Raw genomic sequence first — 26112 nt, 5'->3', positions numbered from 1 at the left:
AAGGTTCCTTTATAGTTCTGTTGAAAATTTATAGCCAAGAGAGGCGCTAAAGTGAGTCGTGTCATCGATATCGTCTTGTGCGTAATAACGTTGACCGCCCTGAAGTTTTAGAATTAAGTTTTTGTTTGGAAGGTAATTTAAACCAAAGTTAAGCTCACGAATGTCGTAACGATGGATAGCCGCACCACTGGCCACTTCAAGCATTGGATTGGCATAATCAAACGAGGTAAATACATACAGCGGCGAAGATAAATCAAACAGCCCCTGCATATTATAAGCGGCTTCTACAAATGCAGATTCAGCTTTGCTACCAAGCTGTGCAAAGCTTCCCGGACGAAGACCCGGCGTAGTTTTATTAGCAGCAGTGATAGCAACTGAGTCTTCTAACTCGCCATATAAGTACTGACCACGGAACACAAGATCATCTAACGTCCATGCACCATGTAACCCGAGAATAGACACGTTTCCATCCACATCAAGTTTGCCCTGATTGCGACGGTTATCAGATGTATTTGCCGTATAGTAACTAACACCAAACCCTTTACCGGCTTTAACATTGCCATAATCAAGGCGTAATGTGAGCGCTAAATCATCTGCAGTATTTTCTTCAAAGCGTTGCTGTGCACCACCCGCGACCCAATTAGTCGAACGGAAGTATTCAGAGTTAAGACCCGTCGTCACCAATGTTTGCAGTGTAAAGTCAGACCAACGAGAAATTAAGTTAACCCCAGTTTCATGCCAAACTTGCGGGATCATAGTTGCCTCACCCCAATGGCGAGTCGTGGTAAAGTATTGATCTGGCTTATTTAAGTCTGTGCCTAAGCCTACCGGAACATATATATGACCAAACTTGACTGTAAAGTTAGGGTTATATTCATATTCTAGCTGTAGCTTTTCGACAATAACTTCACCACCCGCTTCAACTTCTGATTCAAATTCGCCAAATTCTTCAAAGCCGTCGTATTCAAGCGTGGTACCTGTACCGCCGTGTTCATACTCAAGTTCAAATTCGACTTTCCATTTATCATCAATTTCATATTCGAACTCAGTAACAACACGCTCTAAATCTGTTGTGGCGCGGCGCTCTGGAGAAGTATCTTGAACGTTGGCAAATACTTCGTCATTTTTATAAAGCAAAGTACCGTAGCTTTTAAAAGTAAGTTTTGATTCTTTTTTGCTTGCGACTGTAGCAACGGGTGCTGCCTGCTCAGTAACAACTGGGGCTTTTTGTTGCACTGCAACTTGCTGGGTGTTTTTTGCTTCTAATTGACTTTTTAAGTAATCAATCGCTTTTTGTTGTTCAAGGAGTTGTTGTTGAAGTTTTTCGAGTTGAGCTTGCATGTCATCATTTGCAACACTGTACAGTGGAGTCAAAGCCAATGACACAGCGAGAGAGAGTACTGCTTTCTTCATTGTAAAACGCACCTAAAAATAAAAGCAGAATGATAATAGTTGCTTTTTACATTGTAAATATTGTTAACCATATTTTTTGAGAAAAAAGGTAATTTAGATTAAACAAGCTTTATTTACTAAGACGATTTCACTATAAATTAGGGCAGAGTGATAATTTGGTGTGTAATAAGGTAGTATTGTACGATAATTTTGAATTATTTGTTAACAAGCAAACCCTACGGTGGGCTTGCTTGTTAACGAACGGATTTGCATGAAAAGTTTATTTATTACTGAGCCAAACCGCTTGGTAAGGAGCCAAAGACAAGGTTTGAGTATGTTCTGCAATCACTTCTGCGGTGATCAGATCTTTCCACTGCTCTGTTTCTATTAAATTCAAATCAGCAAGGGTGAGTGTTTGTACCTCATCACTAATGTTATAAACACAAAACATGCTCTGTGAACGGTTAATACTTTGTCGCCAAAAACCAAATAACCCCTCGCTTAAATGCAACGTATATTGGGTTGCATTAGGGTGAAATGCACTTTGTGCCTTACGAATAGCCATTAGGTTTTTCATCGCTTTAAACACAGTACGATGATGAGCATTTTCGTTACTCAGCTTTGCCAATAAATCAGATTCCTGCCAACGGTGACGGTTAATCGCTCGGTTATGCTGGCTATTTTCAAAGCGATCATAATCGTTGGTAGTACCAAGTAGACTATGAATATACAAACCAGGAATACCTTCAAGCGCAAACATAATGGCATGCGCACATAAAAAGCGAGCAACACCCCACTTATCAGGGCCTTGATGCGTTCCTTGCAGTGCATCAAATAAGGCAATGTTTAACTCATAAGGGGTGTTGGTACCATCTGGTGCGGTACGTAATGAGACTTTACCGCCATATTTTGCAGTTGTACTTACCATTTCCGCTATTTGCGCTTGATCGAGCAGGCCTTCAACGGGGCGTAAACCAATGCCATCATGAGATGCGATAAAGTTAAAGTAAGCCGTACCTTGTTGGGCTGGCGGCATACTCATCATCCAATGTTTTAATGCGGTGCTGTCACCACTGAGCAAAGTGTGCAATAACAGCGGTGGCAGTGAGAAATTGTAAATACAGTGCGCTTCGTTGGCATTACCAAAGTACGACAGGTTTTCGCGGTTAGGAATGTTAGTTTCAGTGATAATAATCACATTAGGTTCAACATGCTCAATAAGGGTACGCAGTAACCTGATCACCTCGTGAGTTTCAGGTAAGTTAATGCAGCGGGTATTAAGCTTTTTCCATAAAAATGCCACTGCATCAAGACGAAAAATACGTACACCATTATCTAAGTAATGGCGAATTATCCCCACAAATTCATTAAGCACATCTGGGTTGGCAAAATCAAAATCGACTTGGTCATGACTAAACGTACACCATACATGTTGCAAACCATCTTTTGTTTCAACCGCTTGTAAAAGCGGTGATGTACGCGGGCGAACAACTTGCACAAGGTCGTCACTTGGGCTCGCGGTTTTAAAGTACCCTTTCCCCGGCTCTTTACCTTGGATAAAGTTTTCGAACCAGACGCTTCGGCTTGAACAATGGTTAATCACTAAATCGGCCATCAACCTGACATCGGCTGAAATATCGCGAATATGCTGCCAATTGCCAAGTGCTTCATTCACTTGCACATAGTTCATCACCGCAAAACCTTCGTCGGAGCTATATGGGTAAAACGGCAAAATATGCAGGGCATTGAGTTCAGGCAAACACTGGTTTTTAACAAAGCGATGCAAGGTATGCAAAGGCGGCTCTTCAGGCTTAGCAACCGCGTCATCCGTATTAGCATGACGAATGATAGAATCACCATAAGCGATTAAAATCATATCTTGCTCATCCCAACGGTTTTTATGCGGCGTCGGGTCGCGAACAGGATCATCACCTTGCATCGTATTGATCAGCCTGTCGGCAAGTTGTTCAAGGGTTGTTGGTAGTTCAACCTCAGCATAAATACACGTTAAATGCTGTATAACCCGTTGTTGCAAAAGCTCTAAAGTCACGTGCCTTCCCCGTTAAATATAATCTTTGTTATCAAGCTCTACGGCTTCTTCTAAGCGAGCAAATACATCTGGCATTGCCGAAGCAACTCGGTTCCAACTCGGCACAAACGGTGCTTCCATTGGGTTTTCTAAAAAGTGCTGACCCGCATTCATGATATTCTGTGCAAACATTTCGACCGCTTTTTCTTCATGGTGAATATCAAGTGTTAAGCCATTCATCAGCGCATCGTTGTGATAGGTTTCAATAAAATCGAGTGCGATACGGTAATAGGTTGCTTTTAACGACCGAATTGTTTCACTGGTAAAGGTAACCCCCTGCGTAGCCAGCTTCCTGAATAAAGCTTTGGTAATATCAATCGACATTTTTGACAAGCCTGCCGCTTGGTTTTCTAGCGATAGGTCTTGGTGTTTATGATCATAGTTATCAGCAATATCGACCTGACACAAACGGTTATGCGAGTAGTTACGATACATCTCTGATAACACGCCAATTTCGAGACCCCAGTCACTTGGAATACGAATATCGTTGAGTACATCACGGCGGAATGAAAACTCACCCGCTAATGGGTAGCGAAACGAATCCATGTATTCTAAATAATCGTTGCTGCCTAAAATTGTTTTAAATGAACGCAATAATGGGGTTACCAGCAAACGTGACACGCGACCATTAATTTTGCCCTCAGCGGTGCGCGGGTAAAACCCTTTACAAAATTCATAGTTAAAACGAGGGTGAGCAACGGGGTAAATTAAGCGTGCTAAAAGCGCTCTGTCGTAAGTCAAAATATCGCAGTCATGCAGCGCAATTGACTCAACTTTTGAGGTTGCCAACTTATAGCCCATGCAATACCAAACATTGCGACCTTTACCTAGCTCTCGTGGGGCAACGCCCAATTTTTGTAGTTCTTTATCAAGAGCCTGTAAACGCGGACCATCATTCCAAAGTACTTTATGAGGCTGATCAAGCTCCGCAAAAAACTGCAGGGCATGACGATATTGGCTTTCATCAGCGCGATCTAAACCAATGGTAATTTGCGATAAATAAGGTACATGTTTCAGTTCTGCAATTATATTTTGCAATGCGGGTCCTTCTAGTTCACTGTAAAGCGAAGGTAAAATTAGGCCCATTGGGCGTTGTTTTGAAAAGCCCAACAACTCTTTTTCTAGTTCTTCTACTGGGCGGTCAGCAATATTGTGTAAGGTCGTGATAATGCCATTTTGATAAAAATCAGCCATGAGATTGCTCCTGTTTTGCTGCAAAACGCGCTTTGATGATAGTTAACGCAGAAACTTCTTGAACCCAACCTGCTGGGGCTGGTTTTTCGCTGAGCTGCCATGCTTTTTGTAATATTTGTGATTGCACTTGGCTGCCAGGATTATTGATTAAAATAGCGGTGTCAGCCGCTTTTAGCATGGCTACATCGTTTTGACTGTCGCCAAGGGCAATCACAGTAAATGGATTGCGATAGGCTTTTTTGAACTGATTTAACAGCCACTTTTGTGCAAGTCCTTTATTGTTACCTTTGGTTAAATGGATAAAACGCCCGCCAACAAGCACTTCGTAGCCTGCTTGGCTCATTGCATCTATCAAGCCCTGCTTTTCTTCATCACTGCCCGAAAAACAAACCGGATCTGAGTACTGTCTTTGTAGAGCCAATTCACTTTTATCGACGGGGAGTCCTGTTAACTCGGCTATTTCTTGTGCACTAAATTGACTAAATAAGCGTACACAATGGCTAAATTGACTGGCATATTGTTTAAGATCGTCATGCAATTTATCGGTACTTTGCGTCATGGCAAAGCGCCAATAACCTTTATATTCATCACAGCCAATCGGCTTTACTTTAAAATAGTCTTTCGGGATATAAACAGCCGCACCATTTTCCACAATAAAAGGTTGGTGATGATCCAAACCTTTTTGAATATCAGTGACTTCAGCAAAGGTTTTGCTGGTATTAAAAATCACATTGACACCGGTATCATTCAACTTTGCCAAAAATGGTTTGATCACCTCACATTCGTAACTGTCGTGATCGAGCAATGTCCCATCTAAGTCAGTAAAAATAAGTGGTTGAGCAATTTTGTCGGCGAGCAGTTCCATCTTGGTGATATCACGCTCGGTATCAAGCAATAGTAACGCATCCACGCTGTGCGCAAGCGTGGCTAAGTTTTCCCGCGTAATACGTTCAAAATGAGAGATAAAACGTTTTAAGCTCACTTCGTCAAATGTGCCCTGCCCTTGGCCTTTTTTGGCAATTAACTTGTGCTCTTGCTCTAAGCGCCACGCATACACATCTTCGAATGAAGGCGCTTTTAACATAATGGTGTAATCAGCCATTGCGAATACATGTTGATATTCATTTGCTAGGCAGCTATTTACGCAGCGGCGCCAAATGCCGTCGGCATCTTCTAGTTGTTCTAATTCATTTACCGGGGTTTGTAGTTGATAAGGCTGCTGGGGCGTACTGGCTACACACCAGCCTTCAAAAAACACGATATCAATCGGCTTTTGGTTGCTCGGCCACTGGTCTTTTGGCACTGGATCATCCGTTAGCTTATCAAATTGAGGTAATGGCACGCCCACTTTACCAGCCAACAAAGCCGATAAGGTTTGTTCCATTAGTTGCGTATCATGTGTGCCTGGTACACCACGACTCGCAAACAAAGGATGAACATCTTTAGCAAGCTCATTGCGCGCATCACGACTTAAATAAAAGTCATCGATTGATAATGACACGCTATTAAATTCGGTATTGCTATTTACCCAAGTCACTAAGAAATCAGCGAGGGTTGTTTTGCCTGAGCCTTGGCAGCCGTTAATAGCCACCAGCATTGTTTGGCCGGTCATTTTTGCACTCAAGATATCGTGCGCGAGGGGTATAAAAAACTGCTCACTTAAGTATTGATACTTGAGTGGTAACTGATGCTTTGCTAAAAACGGGGTAATATCCACAACATTTGCCTCTTGCATAATCGCTCCTACCAGTATGACATAGAGATAAATGCAGTTAGTAGACCAGTTTTATAATTCCTTATTTTTTAAATGGTTACAAAAAAAGCGCATATTTAATGCGCTTTTTTGGTGCAATATTCAAGCAGTATTTAAGTTCTAATCAGCTTGTTGCACTGCTTTGGGGAGAACAGCATTTAAGATAATCCCCAAAATTGCGCATAAGCTCACACCTTGTAAACTAAACTCATCACCACCGATATGCATGCCACCAATACCAAACACTAAAATCAGTGCGACGATAGTCAGATTACGAGGCTCGGTAAGGTCTTCACCTGATTTTACTAAGGTATTTAAACCTACAACGGCGATAGAACCAAACAGCAAAATCATGATGCCGCCCATCACAGGAACCGGAATAGTTTGTAAACCCGCGCCCATTTTTGCCACAAAAGCGAGCACAATTGCGATAATTGCCGTCCAAAGCATCACGCGAGGGTTGAAGTTACGCGTAAGCATTACCGCACCCGTTACTTCAGAGTACGTTGTATTAGGTGGACCACCAAAGACTGATGCCGCAGAGGTTGCTAAGCCATCACCAAATAAAGTGCGGTGTAAACCTGGTTTCTTTAAATAGTCTTTACCCGTGACTTGGCTAATAGCCATCATATCGCCAATATGTTCAATAGCGGGCGCAATGGCCACCGGCACCATAAACAAAATAGCTTGCCACTTAAACTCAGGGTAAGTAAATGCCGGCACAGCAAACCAGTTTGCTTCAGTAACCGCATTAAATTCAACCATTCCTAAAAAGAGCGAAGCTAGGTAACCTGCAACCACACCTGCAAGAATAGGAATAAGTTTAAATACACCTTTGCCCCATACCGCAAAAATCAGCGTAACCAGTAATGATAAACCAGATACCCAAATTGCTTGCTCATAAGGAACTAATTGTGCACTGCCATCCCCTGCTTTACCCATTGCCATATTCACAGCGACGGGGGCTAAGGCTAAACCAATCACCATAATCACAGGGCCAACAACCACAGGCGGTAACACCTTGTGCAGCGCATTCACGCCTTTAAATTTTACTATCAAGCTAAGCGCAAAATAGCAAAAGCCTGCCACCATCAAACCGCCCATAGTTGCGGGAATGCCCCACATTTGCACCGAGGCGATAATAGGTGCGATGAAAGCAAAAGACGATGCTAAAAAGATGGGAACTTGGCCTTTGGTAACCACATGAAACAGTAAAGTTCCTAAACCTGCGGTAAATAAAGCCACATTGGGATCAAGGCCTGTTAGTAACGGCACAAGTACCAGGGCGCCAAATGCGACAAACAGCATTTGCGCGCCAGTTAGAATGGTTTTTAACGAAAATGTTTGATGATTTTCCACGTGAGCGCCTTACACTGTGCCAAAAATCTTGTCACCGGCATCTCCTAAGCCTGGAATGATATATCCTTTTTCGTTTAAGTGACTGTCTAGAGATGCTGTGAAAATTTCAACATCTGGGTGCGCTGCAAGGGTTTTTTCTACGCCTTCTGGTGCTGCCACTAATACAATCACTTTAATATCTTTACAGCCTGCTTTTTTCAGCATATCGATAGTTGCGATCATTGAACCACCGGTTGCCAGCATTGGATCAATAACAAGGCTTAAACGCTCATCAATTTTACCAACCAGCTTTTCAAAGTAAGGTACTGGCTCTAATGTTTCTTCGTTACGCTGAAGACCAACAACACTTACTTTTGCTGCAGGTAATAACTGCATTACACCATCCATCATACCAAGGCCGGCACGAAGAATAGGCACAACTGTAATTTTTTTACCTTTGATATGCTCTACATCTAATGTTGAACCATCCCATCCAGTGATTTGTACGCTTTCTAATGGTAGGTTTTTTGTTGCTTCGTAAGTAAGCAAGGTACCTACTTCAGACGCCAGCTCACGGAAACTTTTTGTGCTAATACCTTGCGCGCGCATAAGGCCAAGTTTGTGTTGAACTAACGGATGAGTAATTACATGGATAGACATAAGTAGAACCTAAATGAAATAAATTACGCCTATTTTAGCGCAAAATAGTCTTCTCGACTGCAAAAAATGCATGTTCACCGCATTAATTCTTTGAATTGGTCTAATATTATACAGCACCTTGCAAATATTAATTTTTTTGCAACAACACGCACTGGCATTGTTTAACAATTTATTTATTTTTGGGCCTGCAGTAATGAAAACGCTTATCTTCACTTCGATACTCCTTCTGTGTATTTGCATACCTGCCCACAGTGAAACACTCGATATTCAAGTTATGGCTGACTTTGTTCCGCAAGATGGCGGTAACCCTGAAAATGAGGCCACCACGTTTTTGCTGGCTGCCGCAGCTGAATTAGGCGATGAAATCAGCCTACATTTTGTACCTTCAAGCCGCTTAAGAGAGTGGCAGCAATTAAGAAAAATGAACAATGTTTGCTTGTACAATAAATTAAAAACCCCAGAGCGTGAGGTTCATGCTGTGTTTAGTCAGTACCCTCTGATGGCATTTCCTTCAAATAAACTGGTGGTATTTAATAAGCCCACTATTCCAGACGCCATTACCCTACTACAAGCTATCTATTACTACGACTTAACAATAGGGGTCACCAAAGGCCGTTCTTACTCAGAAGAGATTGATAAGTTTGTCCGTTTAAATGATGAGCACTTTTTCATACTCGATGGGGCAACAAATGCACCAAGGCTTGGGCAAATGTTATTTCAAAATAAAATTGATGCCGTTTTAGAATACCAAACTGTATTTAGCAACCGTTATAAACGAGCTCCGGGAATGAGTAGTATTCGTTACCTCAGCCTTAAACCAGAAAAAGCCGCGGTGTTTGGTTATATTGCTTGCTCACCAACAGAGGTCGGCAAACAAGCAATCGCGCTGTTCGACAAAGCGCTTAAAACAGAAAAAGTACGCACTTTAATTAGTGAGCGTTTAATGGCGCTATTTCATGAAGGTGAAAACACACAAATTGTAAATGCCTTCAATGCAGCGTTTGAGCACTAAGCCGATAAAATCTGCTCCATAACCCAACTTGTGTGTAATGCAGTTTCACCAGTTGATGGGTGGGGTTGCTGAGCATGAAAATAGTTCGCCATGTTTTCAACATGATATTGTTGAATATGTGCAGGGTTATCAATTACGAGCTGTTGTGCGCCCTGTGCATTGTTAAGCACAATCGGCTTTTCGTCAAAAACACTAAAGCTAAGCTCGCCTTCACTGCCATAAATAATCACATCATCAAAACGATTTGCTGAAGCAAAGTTCCAGCTCCCGGTGCCTGTAACACCCGATTGATGCTGCCAGTGAGCGGTAATAGCATCGAATGCTGAATATAAGTCTTGTTGATTAGCGCATAAACCATGCACCTTATTAAAATCACCTAAAAGGTAAGCAAGTAAATCAAGACCATGGCTGGCTAAATCGTCAAAGTACCCTCCTCGAGCCACGTTTTGATCTGTGCGCCAGTTGTATTCACCCGATAAATCTAGGGCGTTAGGTGCTTTACTTAAATGCCAACTTACATGACGAGGCTTACCAATGGCACCTTGCTCAAGTAATTGTTTAACGTGATTAAAGCGTGGTAATGAACGGCGATAATAAGCCACAAATAGCGGCTGTTTAGCCTCTTTAAACGCTGCGACAATATCAAGGCTATCTTGATAACTTGGCGCCAGTGGCTTTTCAATACAACACGGTTTACCTGCCGCAGCAACCTCAAGAGCATACGCTTTATGGCTATCTGGCGGCGTAGCAATATACACTGCATCAACACTGTTATCGTTAATGAGCTCGCTTGGCGATGCGAACACCTTTGCAATATTATGGCGATTAGCATAATCATGGGCTTTTTCTAGGTCGCGGCGTGTCACCCCAATAAGCGCAATACCTTCTGCTTGTTGATAAGCAGGGCCGCTTTTCACTTCGGTTACAGCACCACAGCCGATAATGGCAAATCGCATTGGCTTATTCATTGCCAATCCTTTATTTTTAAGTACGTTACAAATTGCTGCTGCATGTAGCCGTTTATTTTTGCATGTTCTGGGCTCCAACCTGCTAAAAAACGATAAAAATCGCTCCATGCGTAACACCAAAGCGCTCGCCAACTGCTAACAACATGCGCCGGGTTTACATTCGGCTGATAACATTTTAGTGCCTGTGTGAGGGTGTCAAAATAGCGATTTAAATAGTCATCTGCGACTGATTTTAATGCCGTATCATCTAAGCAACTGCCTAAAAAATACATGACATCAATCACCCCAACACCCTTGCCAACATATTGAAAATCATAGCCAATAACATGTTGGTTGTGTGGTGCAATCGCAAAATTGGCAAGCTTAGCATCACCATGAATTAACGTTTGATAAGGTGACTCACTCAACGCAGTATCAATAGCGTGTGCCTGCGCTTTTAAGCTTAAATCGCTCATACGCTGTAGCTCATCGGGCCGCGTTGCTAAATGCCAGTAACTACCACGCGGCCAAAGGCCATCGACAGAGCTTGCTAAATGAAAAGCATGAAAGTGTGCAAGCCAGTTTATAATTGCTTGAATGTCACTGTGTGTAGCACTTGCAGGCTGGTAGCCAAGCGCACTGAAATCACTAAATACCAACGCTTGTTTACTGCCCTCTTGTATTGCCTCAATACAGTGGATAGCCGCAGCTTCATGGGGTAATTGCTTAGCGTAATGCCGATACCAATTAAATTCGACTAAGTAAGATTGGCGCTTTCTGGCAAGTGCAAAATCACTTTGTTTTATACGACTATGATTAATCTGGCTAGGCACTTCAATCGCTTTAATTACCGTAGCAGCACCATTCATTTGGCAACGAATAATCTCACCGCATCCGCTCCACACTGATGCCGCTTGCTGTAGCTCTGTAATGTTTGAAAAGTGAGAAGTAACAAATTGCCTAAGATCCATAATGCTCTGTACTTTATATAAACCGATGGCAATGGTAGGTGATATTGGCTATTGGCACAACGGCCTATAGGCAATAAAAAACCCGTGCTAAACACGGGTTTTCGAAGATAAAGTCCTAATACTGCTAAGGACTTGCATTGTTGAATTACTCGTTTACCACACTTTTAAGTGGGTTAACTGGCTTTGCGTTGTCATCCAGTAAGTTCATATCAAAATCGAACTCATCAACACGAATCGCTTTTTCACGTTTCTTGTTGTAATCAATCAGTTTTGCATACTCTTCTTCGTTGATAACACTTGCAACAAGTGCATTATCAAGTGTTTCTGCAAAACGAACGCCCGGCTTGATAGTCTTAGCACGCAGTGCTTTTTTAACTTTTGCAAGTAAATCAAGGCATGCCATTTTCGCTTTGTACGCTTGCTCATTGATGTGATGACCATCACCTTCAATTGGTTTAACCAAGTGAGTGATTTGCGCTTTAAATGCCGTATCCATTTGCGCTTGAGTCGCAAGTTCACGGATTAAATCATCACTGATCTTAGGCATTTTCATTGAGTGTTCATCGTAATGAAACGCATAAACTTACGAGTACCACTTGCAGGGAAGTTATCTAAGAACTTATGCAATGCTTCTTCAGCGCTTTGTAGTGCAAAGCGAGTCGCATAGTGGAAGTAAGGCGCAGCTTGCTCACGTTCACTGCTTGCTACTTTTTGCTCGTAATATTTAATTGATGCCATCGCCGCATACAAGAAGCTCATTACGTCGCCTAAACGTGCAGATAACATTTCTGCTTGCTTAAGTTTACCGCCCAGTACCAATAACGAGAAGTCAGCGTAAACTGCAAGTTTTGCAGATAGTTTGTGCGCTGCTTTTTCGTAAGCACGTACTTCTGGTAGTGACGATTTAGCACCCGCAGTAAACGGTAATACACCTAAACGGAAAGCTCGTAAGCTGTTAGCTACACTGTAACCCACTGTTTTACGTAAAATGCTGTTGAATTCTTTATCTGCATTTTTATCTTCGCTATGGATAGACTCAACCATAGATTGCAGGTAAGGGTGACAACGCATTACACCTTGACCAAAAATCATAAGGTTACGAGTAAGAATGTTTGCACCTTCAACCGTGATTGCGATTGGTTGTGCAACATAACCACTTGCTAATGTATTTTGCGGACCATTTTGAATTGCTTTACCTGCTTGAATATCCATTGCTGAATCAAGCACGTTACGACCGATTTCTGTCATGTGGTATTTAGCAATCGCAGTGACTACAGAAGGTTTTAAGCCCATGCCTAAACCTTCTGTTGTTAATACACGCATTGCTTCTTGAAGGTAAGTTTTACCTGCGATATCAGCAAGCTTCTCTTGGATACCTTCGAATTGACCAATCGCCAGACCAAACTGCTCACGTACTGCTGCGTACTCTGAAGCACCTTTAAATGCTACTTGTGATGAGCTAACACCTAGTGCTGGTAACGAGATACCACGGCCTGCACCTAAACAGCTAACTAGCATTTGCCAGCCACGACCGATGTTCTTTTGACCACCAATGATGAAGTCCATTGGTACAAATACTTTTTCGCCGCGAGTCGTACCGTTGTAAAAACGGATGCCCATAGGATCATGACGATTACCAAGTTCAACACCTGGGTGATCTTTAGGAATAAGCGCACAGGTAATACCTAGGTTTTCTTTGCCACCGAGTAAACCGTCAGGGTCAACTACTTTAAATGCTAAACCTAATACTGTCGCAATTGGCGCAAGTGTGATGTAGCGTTTGTCCCAGGTAATTTCTAAACCTAATACTTCTTCGCCATTGAACTGACCACGTTTAACAACACCGATATCTGGAATACCACCCGCATCTGAACCCGCTTCTGGGCTAGTAAGCGCGAAACATGGAATATCACGACCATTTGCAAGACGTGGTAAGTAGTGATCTTGTTGCTCTTTAGTACCAAAGTGAAGTAATAGCTCACCTGGACCTAATGAGTTAGGAACCATCACGGTTACCGCAACCGCAGAACTCTTAGTCGCGATAGTCGCAACAATTGTTGAGTTTGCATAAGGGCTGAATTCTAAACCGCCGAATGATTTAGGAATGATAAGCGAGAAAAAACGCTCTTTTTTCAAGAAATCAAGAATGTAGTCAGGAAGATGAACACCGTTTTGAATTTCAGAATCATCAATCATAGATAATAATTCTTTTACTGGGCCATCTAAGAATGCTTGCTCTTCAGCGCTCAGCTTAGCTGCTGGCACGTCACGAAGTGCATCGAAATCAGGTTTACCTTGGTAGATTGAACCTTCTAACCAAACATCACCCGCATCTAACGCTTCTTGTTCTGTAATTGAAATACTAGGTAATACTTTTTTTAATTTTGTACGTAAGCTCATAATAAACTCATCCGACCAGATAGTAATACCTACATTACGTCATAAAACGAGCAATAGATCAATTGGTCCAACCAGTTTTTTTAACATTTTTTTATATTTATTTTTTCTTTGCACGCTAAGCACTTGAATACAATGGGTTTACACGTGTACGCTCAAACGCCTTTTTTTATCCCGAAATGGTTAACAACTAAAGGCTGAAAACAAAAAGCCCAACTAAAAAGTTGGGCTTAGGTATAAATACTGAAGGAATGGCTTAGAGCTCATCTTCGATAGGGAATAACGAAATAAACCACACTTGAAAACGTCGCCACGAAGACGTTTGTGGCTCTTCATCAAACTGCTCATTACTCACAGTGTCGAGCCAAACTAAGTCATTATCTTTAAGCTCGACTTTCCAGGCATATTCAGGCATTTGCGTATCAACCCAATGGGCCAAAAAGCGGCTAAGCTTTTCGCTTTCGATTAAAACGCCCATCTCGGTATTTAAATCAAGCGAGCGAGGGTCGAGGTTCATGGTGCCCACAAAAATCTTTTCATCATCAAAGGTCATGGTTTTTGCGTGCAAACTTGCTTGTGATGACCCAGTTACTTTACGCCCCGCTTTGCGTTTAATGGCCATTAAGTCACTGGGTTTTAACTCCCACAGCTTAACCCCGCCTTTTACGAGATCTTCTCGATACTTTTTATAACCAGCATGCACCGCAGATACATCGGTAGCAGCCAAAGAGTTAGTCAGCACAGTGACATCAACGCCCTGCTTTGCCCAATTGGTTAGTAATTTAACGCCCTGCTCACGAGGAATAAAATACGGCGACACAATAATTGCTTTTTGTTTCGGCTCGCCCATTTCTTTAAACAACATTGGCGACATATTGGCCGATTTTTCACTGACGTCGTTCATCACCTTATCGGGGTGATCATAAAACAACACAGACTTTTGCCAATCGAATTCTATTTCATCGTGCAATAAGCGTTTTACAAAGGCGCTTTCGCGTAACTGCTCAACGTAATTACTCTGCTGATTTTGCTCAACATAGGTCGATAAGGTGTTAGTGATATCAATAAGTGATTGCTCATCACGCTCACCGTGTAAATCTTCAACAGGGTAAGACAGCTGATGATTCCAATATAAATCAAATGCTTTTGATGCCTCTGGCACAATCTCGCCAACACTCATCACATCTAAATCAATAAATTCAGAATGATCTTCAGCCGAAAAATACGCATTGCCTATGTTGCGCCCACCGGTGATAAAAATCCGATTATCAACAATAAAGCTCTTGTTATGCATACGTCTTGAAAGCTGGCTAAAGTTGGTAACAAAACCGAGCGCTCTAAAACGACGGTTAGGAAATGGATTAAATAATCGAACTTCAATATTAGGGTGAACAGCCAGTGCAGCTAAATCAAGCTCACTGTCAGCTTGCGATAAGTCATCAAGCAACAAGCGAATTCTTACCCCTCTATCTGCGGCTTTTAATAAAAAGGCCGTAAATAAAATGGTGGTTTGCTGCCTGTGGTATAAATAGTACTGCACATCAATGGTGTGCTCTGCAGAATCAATGAGTGCCAACCTAGCTACAAAGGCATCGACCCCATCTGCTAAAGGATAAAACCCTGATAACCCAGGATGATTATTACCCACTGCATCTCCTATGGTACTGGGTGTATCCGCTGCAATGGCATAGCTTGGTTGAATGGACTCTCGTGAAGGTAACTGCGCACAGCCCGCGGTGATTAAAATGAGTACTGCACAAAAAAGTGATTTTGAAGAGTCTATTATCATGGCTTCCTACCAATGACCGTGTGATACACGTATCTGCTTTGTTATAACCCTAATAAATGAAGGGGTTAAAAGCAAATAAAAACTCGTAAGTATGGGGATAAATTAGAAGAATTAAACAAAGGAAAAATAGTTAAGCAAACATGCTTAAGAGCAAGTAATTACGCTACTTGCTCAGTGATATCTGCAATTTCGATCAGTTTGCGATTAAGAATTTTTTTACAACAACCACAACACTTGCCGCACTGGCTACCCACTTGCAACTCTTTTGATAACTCACGCATCGTCATAGCGCCATCATCAATTGTTTGTTCGATTTTTTTATCAGTCACACCATGACATAAACAGATATACATGAATGCAAACCACTCTCATTTCTCTTGATGGTCAGCATATTAATCTAAACGGTAATAGTTCGCAATAGTGTTATAGGCAATATTTGCATAACTTTTATACCAAAATTTCCTAAATGGCGCACAGCTAAAAATTTTCCCTTATGATTTGGGCAGTTAGTTAAAAGCGAGCAAAGAAAAAAGTTTTAACTTTTTTGAGGGGTGGTTAGTGTTGCAGTTGAATGAAAAGATCAATCATAGGCTATCGAGTAATGTGAGGCTCAGCTTATGAACACCACAGTAAAAGATTGGTATATTGTTACAGTTATGGATGTTAAGGCTCTGCAGATATTAACAGCAAGCAACTCTTGCTACGCTCTCAAGGGACGCGGAAAACGAGCTGTTATCGATTTAGACGATTTCGAAATGCTTCGCCACGGATTTTCGCCAGAGTAAATTAGGGGGTTAAAAAGCTCATCGCTTCTTTTAGCCCATTAGCTTTGGCACCAAGCGGATTTTAATTAACCTACTACAATGTTGGAGCTAATAATACTGACAAACAAAATTGACTTTCACAATGCTGAATGCTCGGCCTGCTGTAAAAAGCATGTCGATATTAGAACTGAGATAATTGTACCATCACCAGATAGACCTAACGCTATTCGCAAGAAAATTATCTTTCGATGCGAAGATCACCTCGATTGCAATGTCGATGAGGTTGAGAAGCTTGCGCTTGTCAAAAAGCGTTATCAAGATCTAGACGAAAATGACCTTGTTGATGGCGAAACATTTTTTAATCAATTGGACTCTGAATAGATATAGCAGCGTCTGTCTGCTTTGGCACCAACCCAAAGGAAGCGAAGATCCAAACTCGCAAATTAAATGCCAGATAAAAGAAAACCAGCTCCCGCAGGCTTTCTTATCCCCGTCATAACTCAGATAAATAATTTGGTAAAAACTATGACGATAATTTTGTAAACAACACTACTGACCCCATTGGTTCTACTGACCCCAGAAGTTTAGACCTCAGTTACAGCTCCTAGCAGCAGGTCATCCAGTGAACTTGCATATCTAGTCCTTTTCTCCAACGTTTATCCTCCTTGTCCTTATAACTAAAATTTGTTCCAACTATTTCAATTCGAAATTAACCACGTGTCAATCAATCGCAACTCTTTCAGTTTTAATAGTCTTAACTGTTTTTCCACTTGTAATAACTTCGACTAGGTGAGTTTTGTTTCCTAACTTAGCGAAAACATTAAAATGTCTATTTAGTAAACATTGTTGATTTAATTCAACATGGATGTGTTTTAATTCATGCATAGACTGTAGTGGTTCCTTGCTTTCTAGGGTAGACAAATCAAATTCAATCTTATTGCTGGAGCGATTAAATCCACCTTCTATTACCCCTAATGCCATCAGTAAGCTCATTGCATAATTTACTTGCTCATCCGATATGCTAGGTCCTAACGTAATAACCTTTGCTTGACTATCTTCGCTATTACGACAATATGATTCTGAATAAATTTTCTTTTCTAACGTAGTTTTATTTTCGAACGAAAAAATTTCATACCCTTTGCACCATCCGTCAGTTGTCAGTGATGGTGCAATATTTTTTACAAAAACTTCTTTTTCACTACTTTTTGTAATAGGTGATGCAAGAAGTAAATTAACAGTAACAACATAACTTATTAAATTTATTAGCTTCATTAGTAATTCTCGAACAAGGTTTTTATAGTCGAGTAGCTAGGGTTTCTAATTAAACCACCACCGCCTCCTGAGGACATTAGTTGGTTAGTGCCAATATGGTCGAACCCAAGGACGTGGCCAAATTCGTGACCAGCTGTATATTTCCCACCGTATTGTTTGCTATACCACATTTTATTTCCTCCTTGTAACGCTATTCCACGTATAAGACGAAGTTGTCTATTTTCGTTTAAACTATAGCCACACTTTGCACACGCTAAAACTGAAAAGTCGCCACCTGACTCTACTATTTGTAGATCGACAGTTAATGACAGCTGTTTACCATTATCATCTGAATATGTCCCGGTCCATTGTGATTCTATGGCAGACACATAAGAATCAAGATCTGCAGCGCTAATTTCAGCACTACCGCTAATTGTTGCAACAATACTCATTGAAGTGCCATCTTCACTTTTCGTTATTTTTGAAGCTAACTTTGTGTTTTTAATAAATTCATCAACATCTTCTACTGAGTTAGAATCAAACTTTTTACCAGATGAAAACTCTCCTTTGAAGCCCGCTTCAACAGCAGTTGCAAATGCCGCACTAGTAGCACCATTAGCAAATTTTCCACCCGTTATTTTTGAAACAGTTCCTCCTATTACTGCCGAAGCGAGTATTCTTAACGGTACATTACCTATTCCACCTGCTGCACCTCCAGCCCCCGCCGCAATGAAACCATACCCAAAATTACCACCTAATACTTTATTTGTTAGCCCTCCTATAATTCCCCTCGCAATAAAGGCTGCGGGGTTCATTCCTCCCGGACTAATTGCAGAAGCAACAAATCCGATAGCAGCGGCTTTCAAGCTCCCCGTCACAGCATAAGTCACGGCAGCATTAAATGCTGCACTACACCATACTTGGCATCCGGGTATGAAATTAAGTGCAATACTGATAAACGATGAAAGCCATTTATTCTTGCCTATAGCTTTGAAAATGGCCTTGAAAAAATATCCAGATGGATCTGTATAACTCAGCGGGTTATTCAGCACATAACTGTATCTGTTATATGATTGCGAATTGCCCGGAGCTTGAATAAACGGATCAGCCTGCAAAAACCGACCCAAGGTTGGATCGTAGATCCAACCGTTCATATGGATAATACCTAAATCCGATATTTCTTTATGACCTTTATAACCTTTACTTTCCACGGGGCTTTGTTGATTCAACAAAGAAACTAATGAGCTACTAGTATAGAACCGATTTTGTTTCCCCCACGCATCATAGTTTATGTGCTGAACAACGCTGCCATTCGCGTCTGTTACCGTCACGGTAGAGCCTAGATGGTCCTTATGCGTTTATAAAGTTTTACTTTGCTTAGCATCAGTACTGTCAATTACTACAGTATTCCCAACATAGTATTTGTGTTCAACATTTCCTGAAGGCAATGTTAAACGCTCATATAGCCCTTTGAGATATAATGTTTCCACACATGGGTCAGGTCTTGCCTTTTGCAACAATCTTACTAACACGCGAATAGTGTAATTGAAAATAATCACCCGATTATTTTCTTTGCTCAACAAAGTATGCAAACTTTCGGCTTGATGTTGCTTTAGATTTTCCAAATTGAACGAACATTTTGTCGATTTAAAGCCATTCTGGAGCTTGTGCTTGCCCATCGTAAAATGCCCAACACGTTAAGAATTTCTATTAAACATTGCTTATATATGACATTGGACTAGCTAAAAAGAAATACCTGCCCCTGTTTATTTACTTTGATTGCATGACATTTTTTAAGCAATTTGACTCTGAATAGATAGAATTAAATCTGCTCGCTTTGACACCAAGCGGATATTAAGCGATTTAAAATCTTCGCCTCCCTTGGCACCAACCCAAAGGAAGCGAAGCACGAAGCGCTAAACGCCAGATAAAAGAAAACCAGCTCACGCTGGCTTTCTTCTGCACGGTTTAGGTTATTCCCAAACCACTGAAGCGGCAGATTACTTATCTACTAAAAGCTTTAAACTCTATTGGAGCAAAATAGAGCCAGTAACCATGCTGAGCATCTGAACCTTCATGCTTAAAGCTAATAAATAATTTAAATTTATCTCTAGGGCAACCAACAAACCGCTCTGTTTCTAAAGCTAAACTTAAAGCCCCTGAGTTTTTCTTTAATTCTTGATAATTGTTGCTCTCCCACAAAGCCAAAATTTCATTTTTAGCTAATTCTGTTCTTCTTAATTTGGTCAAAAGCGAGTGGTTATTACTACTGAAATAAGTCTCTTTTTGATCTAATGAAAAGACAGACTTTATAGCAACTTTATCTTCTTTCTCAGTAACGAAATATGATTTTTCAAAGTCAATTAGAGTATCTGTATTGGACCAGAACTGGATGAAAAACTTACTCTGATTCGTTGAGCAGTGTTTTGTTCCAAAAGTTAATGATTCCCATGAATCTGGGTGTATCTTAACCAACACTCCATCTTGAAAGTCAACTATTGGCCAAAGGTCTTTCCATTCGTCTTTATAGCCTACCTTTTGGTAAGAAATAGGCGACAATGAATATGTATTAACAATATTTACATGTTGACTAGTTGTACAGCCAACTAATCCAATAAGCACAACAGAGAATGTTAATATCTTCTTAACCATCAAGTTCACCACTCAAATACTTGTAGTAACTAAAACCTAATGTTTCGTAGCTCATGTAAGCAGCAGGAACAATTGTTACGCCTAAAACAACAGCATTAGTTACGTTCCATTTAGCCATCCATACATCATGAAACACAGCCATTGAGTTCATCCCCGGTGTTGTATTGGCAACTCTGGTGAAAACACTACTACCTTCGCTGTCACATGAAAAGTTAACATGTCCACCATCAAGCTTTATCTTTCCTTGATTCAATGGATTATTGGATAGCAATAGTTTAGCTTCTTCGGCAGTTAAACTGCTTAAAGATCTTCCTACTAAAGAACCTCGGGGTCAGGTCTTTCCTTTTGCCACTATCTTACTTTCACGCGAATAGTGTAATTGAAAATAATCACCCAACTCTTTTCTTTACTCAACAAATAGCGCGCACTTTAGCCTTGCTATCACTTTAGATTTGTCAAATTGAAGTAACACTTTCTCGATTTCAATCCATTCTGGAGCTTGTGCTTGCCCATCGTAAAATGCCCAACATTTTAATGATTCTTATTAGGCCATTACATAAACTCACCATTTGATTAGCAAAAGTAAAAAAGAAAGACCTATCCCTGTTTATTTTTACTAAAAATATTCGGAAGAAATCCACTCGTGAACTTTTCAAAGGCTGGTTAATAATGTTCCTATTGGTTTTTAATTCACAAAACCTGATATTTGATCCAAGCAGTTATATTCAGGGTTTGATACTGGACTTAACCTAGTTACTTTCTTAATTCGTGGGGCTCTACTCTTTTCATGACTAGAAATAACCCCCTCCACTATAAGCAATCTCTCATTGCAATGCTTAACAAAATCTTTTGTAACATCACCATAAAATGGGAATACCAAATACTCCATTGAAAAACTATCTGCACTCTCTAGATCTTTATAAAAACCTGCGAAGTTATAAAAAGCTGTTAAAGTTACTTTTTCACCTACTAATTTTTTATGACTTTCAAATAAATTACTCCAAGTTATTTGCTTATAACCATCATCCCTAGCAGATACTTGAATGGCAGAGCTTAGTGTTAATAATAAAAATATAAATTTTCTCATCTTGTTATTCTCATGTATTACTTGAACTTTGACGAGCATCAAATACATACACATTGCTTCTATCCATGAATGTAGAATCCATGTGTCTGGTCTTTCTTTTGCCACTATCATACTTCATGCTTGAATTGTGCGGCTAAAATAATCATCCAATTCTTTTCTTTGCTCAACAAATACCGCAAACTTACGCCTTGATGTTGCTTTAGATTTGCCAAATTGAAGTAACACTTTGCCGATTTAAATCCATTCTGGAGTTTGTGCTTGCCCATCGTAAAATGCCCTACACGTTGAGAACTTCTATTAAACCATTGCTTATATACAACATTGGACTAGTTAAAAGGCAAAAAGAAAGACCTGAGCCTGTTTGTTTTACTAATAGATATCTCTAATCTCTTTTATAAACTTTGTTAAGAACGAAAAAACTATGAAATCAGTTATCAATGTAGGCACTTGCAACTATGATACTTTTACCATCCTTAGATGGATAAAAACTGTTCCAGTTATCACCATCAAAGATAATCACTTGTCTATTTTGTTCATCTACATAAAGATTACGCTTTCTTGGCTTAGCTGTGATTTCTAATAGCACAGCCAGATCCATCCAAGCTTCAGAAATTTCATCACTGCATGTAGTGGATTTTTCAATATTTTTAATTTTATTAATCAAATCATCAAAATCAATCATATCGTGTTTAAATGAATGCCCATTGTTTATTGAAAATTCAATTATAAAACGCTCACCTTTAAATTTTATAATCTCGAATTTATAAACTTCAACATCCAAAAAACCTCTACTTATAAAATCAGATTTTGCAGTTAATATTTCTTGTCCAAAAATAACCTTCTTCTCAACCTCAACTTTATATTTTTTAAATATACCTTCAATATCTGTTACATAATTAATATCAATAAGCCTTACAGCTTCCAGTGACTTTTCACACGAAAAAGCAGGGAAAGCTATTATCAAAAATAAAAAAAACCTCACCAACATCACATAATTTCCCCTCATTTTTGAGCTATATCTCTTATACATGACATTTCAATTTCATTAATAGTTTTAATGAAAGAGTTTGATTTATAATAGTACTGATCTGCAGTTAAGGTAGCACCCCAAACTCCTAGTATCCCCCGAGCTTGAACCATAGGGGTCAGGTCTTTCTTTTGCCACTAACCGACTCGCGCTTGAGTAGGAGTAATGAAGCTTAAGATAATCACCCAACTCTTTTCAACACGTTGATAACTTCTATTAAACCATTGCTTATAAACAACATTGGACTAGCTAAAAGGCAAAAAGAAAGACCTGACCCTATTGGTTTTAAAATAACCTTCAAATTTGTTTAGACTGTTCATTTCACCAAAGGAAGTTACACAAAATCAGAAAGTGCTAAATTAACCCATTGCAACTATTTTTCTAGATTAAAAGTCTATTGAGGCCCCTTAGTGATCATGATCTCCATAAACAAGTATTCTATCTGAATCCATAGGTTTATAGAATCCAACACTTTTTGACTGAGACTTGAAGATTTCCACCGTAACATCTAACTCTTCTAGTGATTTTACCCAAGTAAAACTATCACTAAAACAAGAGGAAAACTCATATTCGAAAGATACATTTGAAGGGTAGCCTCCAAACTCCAATATGACACTTTCCTTAAAAGGCTCAGGACCGCTCACTTTATGTTCTTTGATATAAGAAACGTTTGGGTCTTTAGATTTCCAGTCCATTAGACACTTTCTTTCATAAGGATTAGCTAGAATAAAAACCCCATTCTTATCATGGTTATAACCATAAGCTATATAAATTAATACAAAATTTAGGATTATCGATACCAAAAAAATTATACTTCGCATATGACCCCTTTATTCCCAAAACCACCCAATACCCGAAAGTGAGACTTGCTACCAATCACTGTTTGTGACTCGTAGTTAATTTCAGTAGAATAATCAATTAAATTATCGTTGATTAAGGTTCCATCTTTAAAAAAACTCATACTAATACAAATCTTCACTATATTGAGCTTGGTTTGTTGTGGTCACATCCACAGTCCCCCAGCAATTGCTTGGATTATTACACGCCCATACGTTGCATTGGTTTGAATTTTCCCAACACCTTTCTAATAGCAGCAGTGATAAAACTATGTTCAAATTTGCTCCCCTTGGAGATCTGATAGAACGCCTCCAGCAGTTGTTTGCTTGAGTTAAAAAGAGCACATCCTTGCTAACATTTACTTTCTTACGCTCAACTCAAAAATCAGGTTTTCATTTCCTTCTCTAAGGTAAGCAATTTTAACAACTCGCCCCTCTTGGATTGTATCTGAATCATGCTTTCTATTCGCAAAAAAGGAGTTTTCTGTTCCGTAATCATTGTACTTAAAGCGTACTCCATCAACAGTAAAAGCCTCTTCTCTACTATTTCTTTCAACAATTTGAATATCTTCAATAGCTCCTTCAACTGTAGAATAATTTCCAGAATCTATGTCATTTGATTTTAATACTAGGCAATAAAATGACAGTGACTGCATTACAGAAAAGCCAAATACAAATAAGAAGCCAAACCAGAAGTTAACTTTCTTTTCAAACTTTAGTTTATTTTCGTACCAGTATTTTATTTTCGGGCAGCACAATATTAGTAGAACAGAACAAATAAGTGAAAAATAAAACCCAAGCCTGGTGCCTGAAAAATCAGACTGAAAATAAAGTTCATACATTAACTAGATCTCCTATGGCTAATCTATGGGCCGAAGTTGCCGTATGAACCATGCTAGTTTCTTTTCCCCGAGCCAATATCGAACGAACACAAAATGGGTTCAGGTCTTTCTTTTTTACCTCAACTAAAGACTGAACTGAAGTGGGTATTATAATTTAGAAGGAAAAATGTAGCTCGACCTCTTTGGATAGATAAAAGCTACTTACCATTATTCTTTATTTTTAAAGCTTAAATCATTATGACAAAAAGCATCTATTAAACCATCACTATCCGCTTTATTTATTTTTGCTTCTTTAGGGAGCACTATAAGCAAATAATCATAGTTATATTTACCTTCATCAGTCATGCGATTTAGTTTATATCCAACCAAAAATTTATCACCTCCACTGTAATCTAACACTGATATGTTACAACTAGTTGTATAGTTAATCGAAAATACTAATGAAGCTTTAGCATCTTCGAATTCATCATAGCTCCCAAATAGAGGCACTGAGAAACTATCTATCACTCCAGTGTATTCATCAAAAGCTTTTTGTTTATCTAAAAATGAATCTACTTCAGAATTGACAATATTGATAAACTTTTCTATTGAAGGTTTAATATCATCGAATTCAATACTTGTGTTTCTATTCTTAAAGAAAGTCATATCCTCAGCAGTGTAACCATATACTAGGCATTTGTTTGCTGCAAAAATATCACCTCCGATTCGGCCTAACAGATAAGAGCCTTCACAATATTCAGATATAGGCTGCAACGCCATGCAAATGCCGCTTTGGAATAAAAGGATAAAAATTAAATACCTCATATTATCTCCACCATTTAACTTGAGTCTCTACGATTAGCTCAGAAAAAAGCTGTTACGTTGTTTGGCATAGTGCTTAACCATAATCCACGAAAGAGAAACAAGAACCGACTCCTAGCTCTGTTGAATTCCATTCATTTTTATTAAAAAAACCATAATGAAAAACATTACTACAATTGCTATAGATGAGTATTTAATGGCTTTACAAGCCCACACTTTGTCTTCCCGATAGGATTCAACTTTGAACAGCTTAAAACCATGATAAATTGCACCTGTTCCGCCGTAGTAGTTTATGAAAAGCTCTTTTTTTGCGTATTTTGGAGCTAAGATAAACAAAACCATTACAAACAAAAATAAAACAGCCGAAAGTAACATCAAAATAATAAGAAAATAATCTATCATTTCACCAGTTCACATTTACATATTTATCAGTAACTTACTATACCAATAAAAAGCAAGTTGTGCTCCAACCAAACTTAAACACAATCTGGTGTTTTTAGTTGATAGTAAAGCACTGCGTTTGCTATTTTACGTCTAATACTAAATCTGTAACCGAGGACACATGGAAGCGCCTACTTTTGAGTTAACCCGTGATAACTTTAACTCAATCTTTTTTCAGACTTTCATAAAAACGAAAGTGCAACCTGAAATACCTATCATAAGATGTGCAGTGCCTTTACCGAAAGCACAGAAATTCAAGGCAAAATTAATTACTGCCGTTATTTTCATTATTGCATGTCACCTTGTTTGGAAAACACAATCCGGTGCAGGTGCAATTGCCGCTGTGATTATTACATATCTCAGTTACTTTTTAATTCAGATGTTTATTGCCAATAAGCGTTATTTCATCCATGAATCTCCCTTGTGCGAAATTAAAATAAACAAAGAAGAGGTTTACCTGCCTGCACTTTTATTCGATGACAGAAAAGCACGAACACTTAAAAGAGAAGATTTACTTAATGTTGAGGCCGTATGGAATTTTACACGCACCAAAAGCGGCTACGATATTAACGATCCACAACCTAGGCGTGCCTATCTATTTTCTGTTATTTTTAAAACTCGCTATGGTGATTCAATTCCTTTAAATGACTGGAGCTTAGAACATCCTGAGCTTTTCAAGACACTTGTTGAGTATAATTACCCAGTCACTATGATCAGAACAGCCAAACGCGGGTCACCAATAACAGTTCACATAAAATGGTTCTTCCTATTTACCTTTATATGTACTCTCATCTACTCACTTATAAAGTATGTAATTTAGCGGACTTATAAATATGCAATTGGCAAAGTAACTGCGAACAAGCGCTTTG

General features: G+C 39.6%; 25 protein-coding genes and 1 pseudogene. 3 read left to right on the top strand and 23 right to left on the bottom strand.

From position 1 onward, the window contains the following. Nucleotides 1-9 precede the first annotated feature (9 nt). From C2M25_RS18200 to upp, 6 genes are all read right to left on the bottom strand, one after another. Complete coding sequence (locus C2M25_RS18200; RefSeq protein ID WP_063707711.1) at nucleotides 10-1413, bottom strand: hypothetical protein; 1404 nt, start codon at nucleotides 1411-1413, stop codon at nucleotides 10-12. Between the two features lie 259 nt (nucleotides 1414-1672). Further along, a complete protein-coding gene (locus tag C2M25_RS18195) occupies nucleotides 1673-3442 on the bottom strand; it encodes an alpha-amylase family glycosyl hydrolase (protein WP_105173561.1) in 1770 nt (589 codons plus the stop codon). 12 nt (nucleotides 3443-3454) lie between these two features. Then, entirely contained in the window at nucleotides 3455-4675 is a 1221-nt protein-coding gene (locus C2M25_RS18190) for a hypothetical protein (protein WP_063707715.1), read from the bottom strand. Further along, the gene (locus C2M25_RS18185; protein WP_105181796.1) at nucleotides 4668-6410 is read right to left on the bottom strand and encodes an HAD-IIB family hydrolase; all 1743 of its coding nucleotides are present in this window, start codon (nucleotides 6408-6410) and stop codon (nucleotides 4668-4670) included. Before C2M25_RS18185 ends, C2M25_RS18190 begins: the two co-directional genes overlap by 8 nt. A 138-nt stretch (nucleotides 6411-6548) precedes the next feature. Then, entirely contained in the window at nucleotides 6549-7787 is a 1239-nt protein-coding gene (locus C2M25_RS18180) for a uracil-xanthine permease family protein (RefSeq protein ID WP_105181795.1), read from the bottom strand. A 9-nt stretch (nucleotides 7788-7796) separates the two neighbouring features. After that, nucleotides 7797-8426, bottom strand: a complete 630-nt coding sequence (gene upp, locus C2M25_RS18175) for a uracil phosphoribosyltransferase (RefSeq protein ID WP_063707721.1) — start codon at nucleotides 8424-8426, stop codon at nucleotides 7797-7799. A gap of 193 nt (nucleotides 8427-8619) precedes the next feature. On the opposite strand from upp, the gene C2M25_RS18170 reads away from it, so the two are divergent. Then, the gene (locus C2M25_RS18170; protein WP_158679747.1) at nucleotides 8620-9438 is read left to right on the top strand and encodes a hypothetical protein; all 819 of its coding nucleotides are present in this window, start codon (nucleotides 8620-8622) and stop codon (nucleotides 9436-9438) included. Here the strand turns inward: C2M25_RS18170 and C2M25_RS18165 are convergent. From C2M25_RS18165 to C2M25_RS18145, 5 genes and pseudogenes are all read right to left on the bottom strand, one after another. Next, nucleotides 9435-10406: a Gfo/Idh/MocA family protein gene (locus C2M25_RS18165; RefSeq protein WP_105181793.1), complete on the bottom strand. Its 972-nt coding sequence runs from the start codon at nucleotides 10404-10406 to the stop codon at nucleotides 9435-9437. The two genes, C2M25_RS18170 and C2M25_RS18165, sit on opposite strands and share 4 nt — an antisense overlap. Then, nucleotides 10403-11356, bottom strand: a complete 954-nt coding sequence (locus tag C2M25_RS18160; RefSeq protein WP_105181792.1) for a phosphotransferase — start codon at nucleotides 11354-11356, stop codon at nucleotides 10403-10405. Before C2M25_RS18160 ends, C2M25_RS18165 begins: the two co-directional genes overlap by 4 nt. Before the next feature lie 145 nt (nucleotides 11357-11501). Further along, nucleotides 11502-13756: pseudogene (locus C2M25_RS18155) on the bottom strand (acyl-CoA dehydrogenase). Nucleotides 13757-14009: 253 nt separating this feature from the next. Next, entirely contained in the window at nucleotides 14010-15542 is a 1533-nt protein-coding gene (locus C2M25_RS18150) for a phospholipase D family protein (protein ID WP_058584094.1), read from the bottom strand. A gap of 158 nt (nucleotides 15543-15700) precedes the next feature. After that, a complete protein-coding gene (locus C2M25_RS18145) occupies nucleotides 15701-15895 on the bottom strand; it encodes a (2Fe-2S)-binding protein (RefSeq protein ID WP_105181791.1) in 195 nt (64 codons plus the stop codon). Nucleotides 15896-16159: 264 nt separating this feature from the next. On the opposite strand from C2M25_RS18145, the gene C2M25_RS21870 reads away from it, so the two are divergent. Beyond that, a complete protein-coding gene (locus C2M25_RS21870) occupies nucleotides 16160-16327 on the top strand; it encodes a hypothetical protein (RefSeq protein WP_199775192.1) in 168 nt (55 codons plus the stop codon). Between the two features lie 699 nt (nucleotides 16328-17026). On the opposite strand, the gene C2M25_RS18135 is transcribed toward C2M25_RS21870, so the two are convergent. The 12 genes from C2M25_RS18135 to C2M25_RS18090 form a co-directional block, all read right to left on the bottom strand. Continuing rightward, the gene (locus C2M25_RS18135; RefSeq protein ID WP_058584092.1) at nucleotides 17027-17578 is read right to left on the bottom strand and encodes a hypothetical protein; all 552 of its coding nucleotides are present in this window, start codon (nucleotides 17576-17578) and stop codon (nucleotides 17027-17029) included. Beyond that, complete coding sequence (locus tag C2M25_RS18130) at nucleotides 17578-18888, bottom strand: RHS repeat domain-containing protein (RefSeq protein WP_105181790.1); 1311 nt, start codon at nucleotides 18886-18888, stop codon at nucleotides 17578-17580. The genes C2M25_RS18135 and C2M25_RS18130 overlap by 1 nt, the downstream gene beginning before the upstream one ends. Nucleotides 18889-18915: 27 nt before the next feature. Further along, nucleotides 18916-19236, bottom strand: coding sequence for a hypothetical protein (locus C2M25_RS18125; protein ID WP_105181789.1), 321 nt, complete (start codon nucleotides 19234-19236; stop codon nucleotides 18916-18918). A 325-nt stretch (nucleotides 19237-19561) separates the two neighbouring features. Next, a complete protein-coding gene (locus C2M25_RS18120; protein WP_063707735.1) occupies nucleotides 19562-20209 on the bottom strand; it encodes a hypothetical protein in 648 nt (215 codons plus the stop codon). After that, nucleotides 20202-20480: a hypothetical protein gene (locus C2M25_RS21765; protein WP_138624920.1), complete on the bottom strand. Its 279-nt coding sequence runs from the start codon at nucleotides 20478-20480 to the stop codon at nucleotides 20202-20204. The genes C2M25_RS18120 and C2M25_RS21765 overlap by 8 nt, the downstream gene beginning before the upstream one ends. Nucleotides 20481-20894: 414 nt before the next feature. Continuing rightward, nucleotides 20895-21401: a hypothetical protein gene (locus tag C2M25_RS18115; protein WP_138624921.1), complete on the bottom strand. Its 507-nt coding sequence runs from the start codon at nucleotides 21399-21401 to the stop codon at nucleotides 20895-20897. A 322-nt stretch (nucleotides 21402-21723) separates the two neighbouring features. Then, entirely contained in the window at nucleotides 21724-22326 is a 603-nt protein-coding gene (locus C2M25_RS18110) for a hypothetical protein (protein WP_138625720.1), read from the bottom strand. Nucleotides 22327-22730: 404 nt separating this feature from the next. After that, on the bottom strand, nucleotides 22731-23018 hold the full coding sequence (locus C2M25_RS18105; protein ID WP_150114719.1) for a hypothetical protein: 288 nt from the start codon (nucleotides 23016-23018) through the stop codon (nucleotides 22731-22733). Between the two features lie 113 nt (nucleotides 23019-23131). After that, entirely contained in the window at nucleotides 23132-23284 is a 153-nt protein-coding gene (locus C2M25_RS21760) for a hypothetical protein (RefSeq protein WP_158679746.1), read from the bottom strand. 234 nt (nucleotides 23285-23518) lie between these two features. Beyond that, complete coding sequence (locus tag C2M25_RS18100; protein ID WP_105181787.1) at nucleotides 23519-24001, bottom strand: hypothetical protein; 483 nt, start codon at nucleotides 23999-24001, stop codon at nucleotides 23519-23521. Nucleotides 24002-24208: 207 nt separating this feature from the next. Next, nucleotides 24209-24805, bottom strand: coding sequence for a hypothetical protein (locus tag C2M25_RS18095; RefSeq protein ID WP_158679745.1), 597 nt, complete (start codon nucleotides 24803-24805; stop codon nucleotides 24209-24211). A gap of 111 nt (nucleotides 24806-24916) precedes the next feature. Continuing rightward, nucleotides 24917-25204: a hypothetical protein gene (locus tag C2M25_RS18090; RefSeq protein ID WP_105181785.1), complete on the bottom strand. Its 288-nt coding sequence runs from the start codon at nucleotides 25202-25204 to the stop codon at nucleotides 24917-24919. A gap of 160 nt (nucleotides 25205-25364) precedes the next feature. Between C2M25_RS18090 and C2M25_RS18085 the strand changes: the two genes are divergently transcribed. Continuing rightward, the gene (locus C2M25_RS18085) at nucleotides 25365-26063 is read left to right on the top strand and encodes a hypothetical protein (protein WP_105181784.1); all 699 of its coding nucleotides are present in this window, start codon (nucleotides 25365-25367) and stop codon (nucleotides 26061-26063) included. Nucleotides 26064-26112 lie beyond the last annotated feature (49 nt).

It is taken from the genome of Pseudoalteromonas sp. T1lg21 (genome assembly GCF_002964625.1).
Classification (GTDB): domain Bacteria; phylum Pseudomonadota; class Gammaproteobacteria; order Enterobacterales; family Alteromonadaceae; genus Pseudoalteromonas; species Pseudoalteromonas gelatinilytica.
The sequence above is the reverse complement of the archived record's forward strand: the minus strand, read 5'-3'. Positions and strand labels throughout refer to the sequence as shown.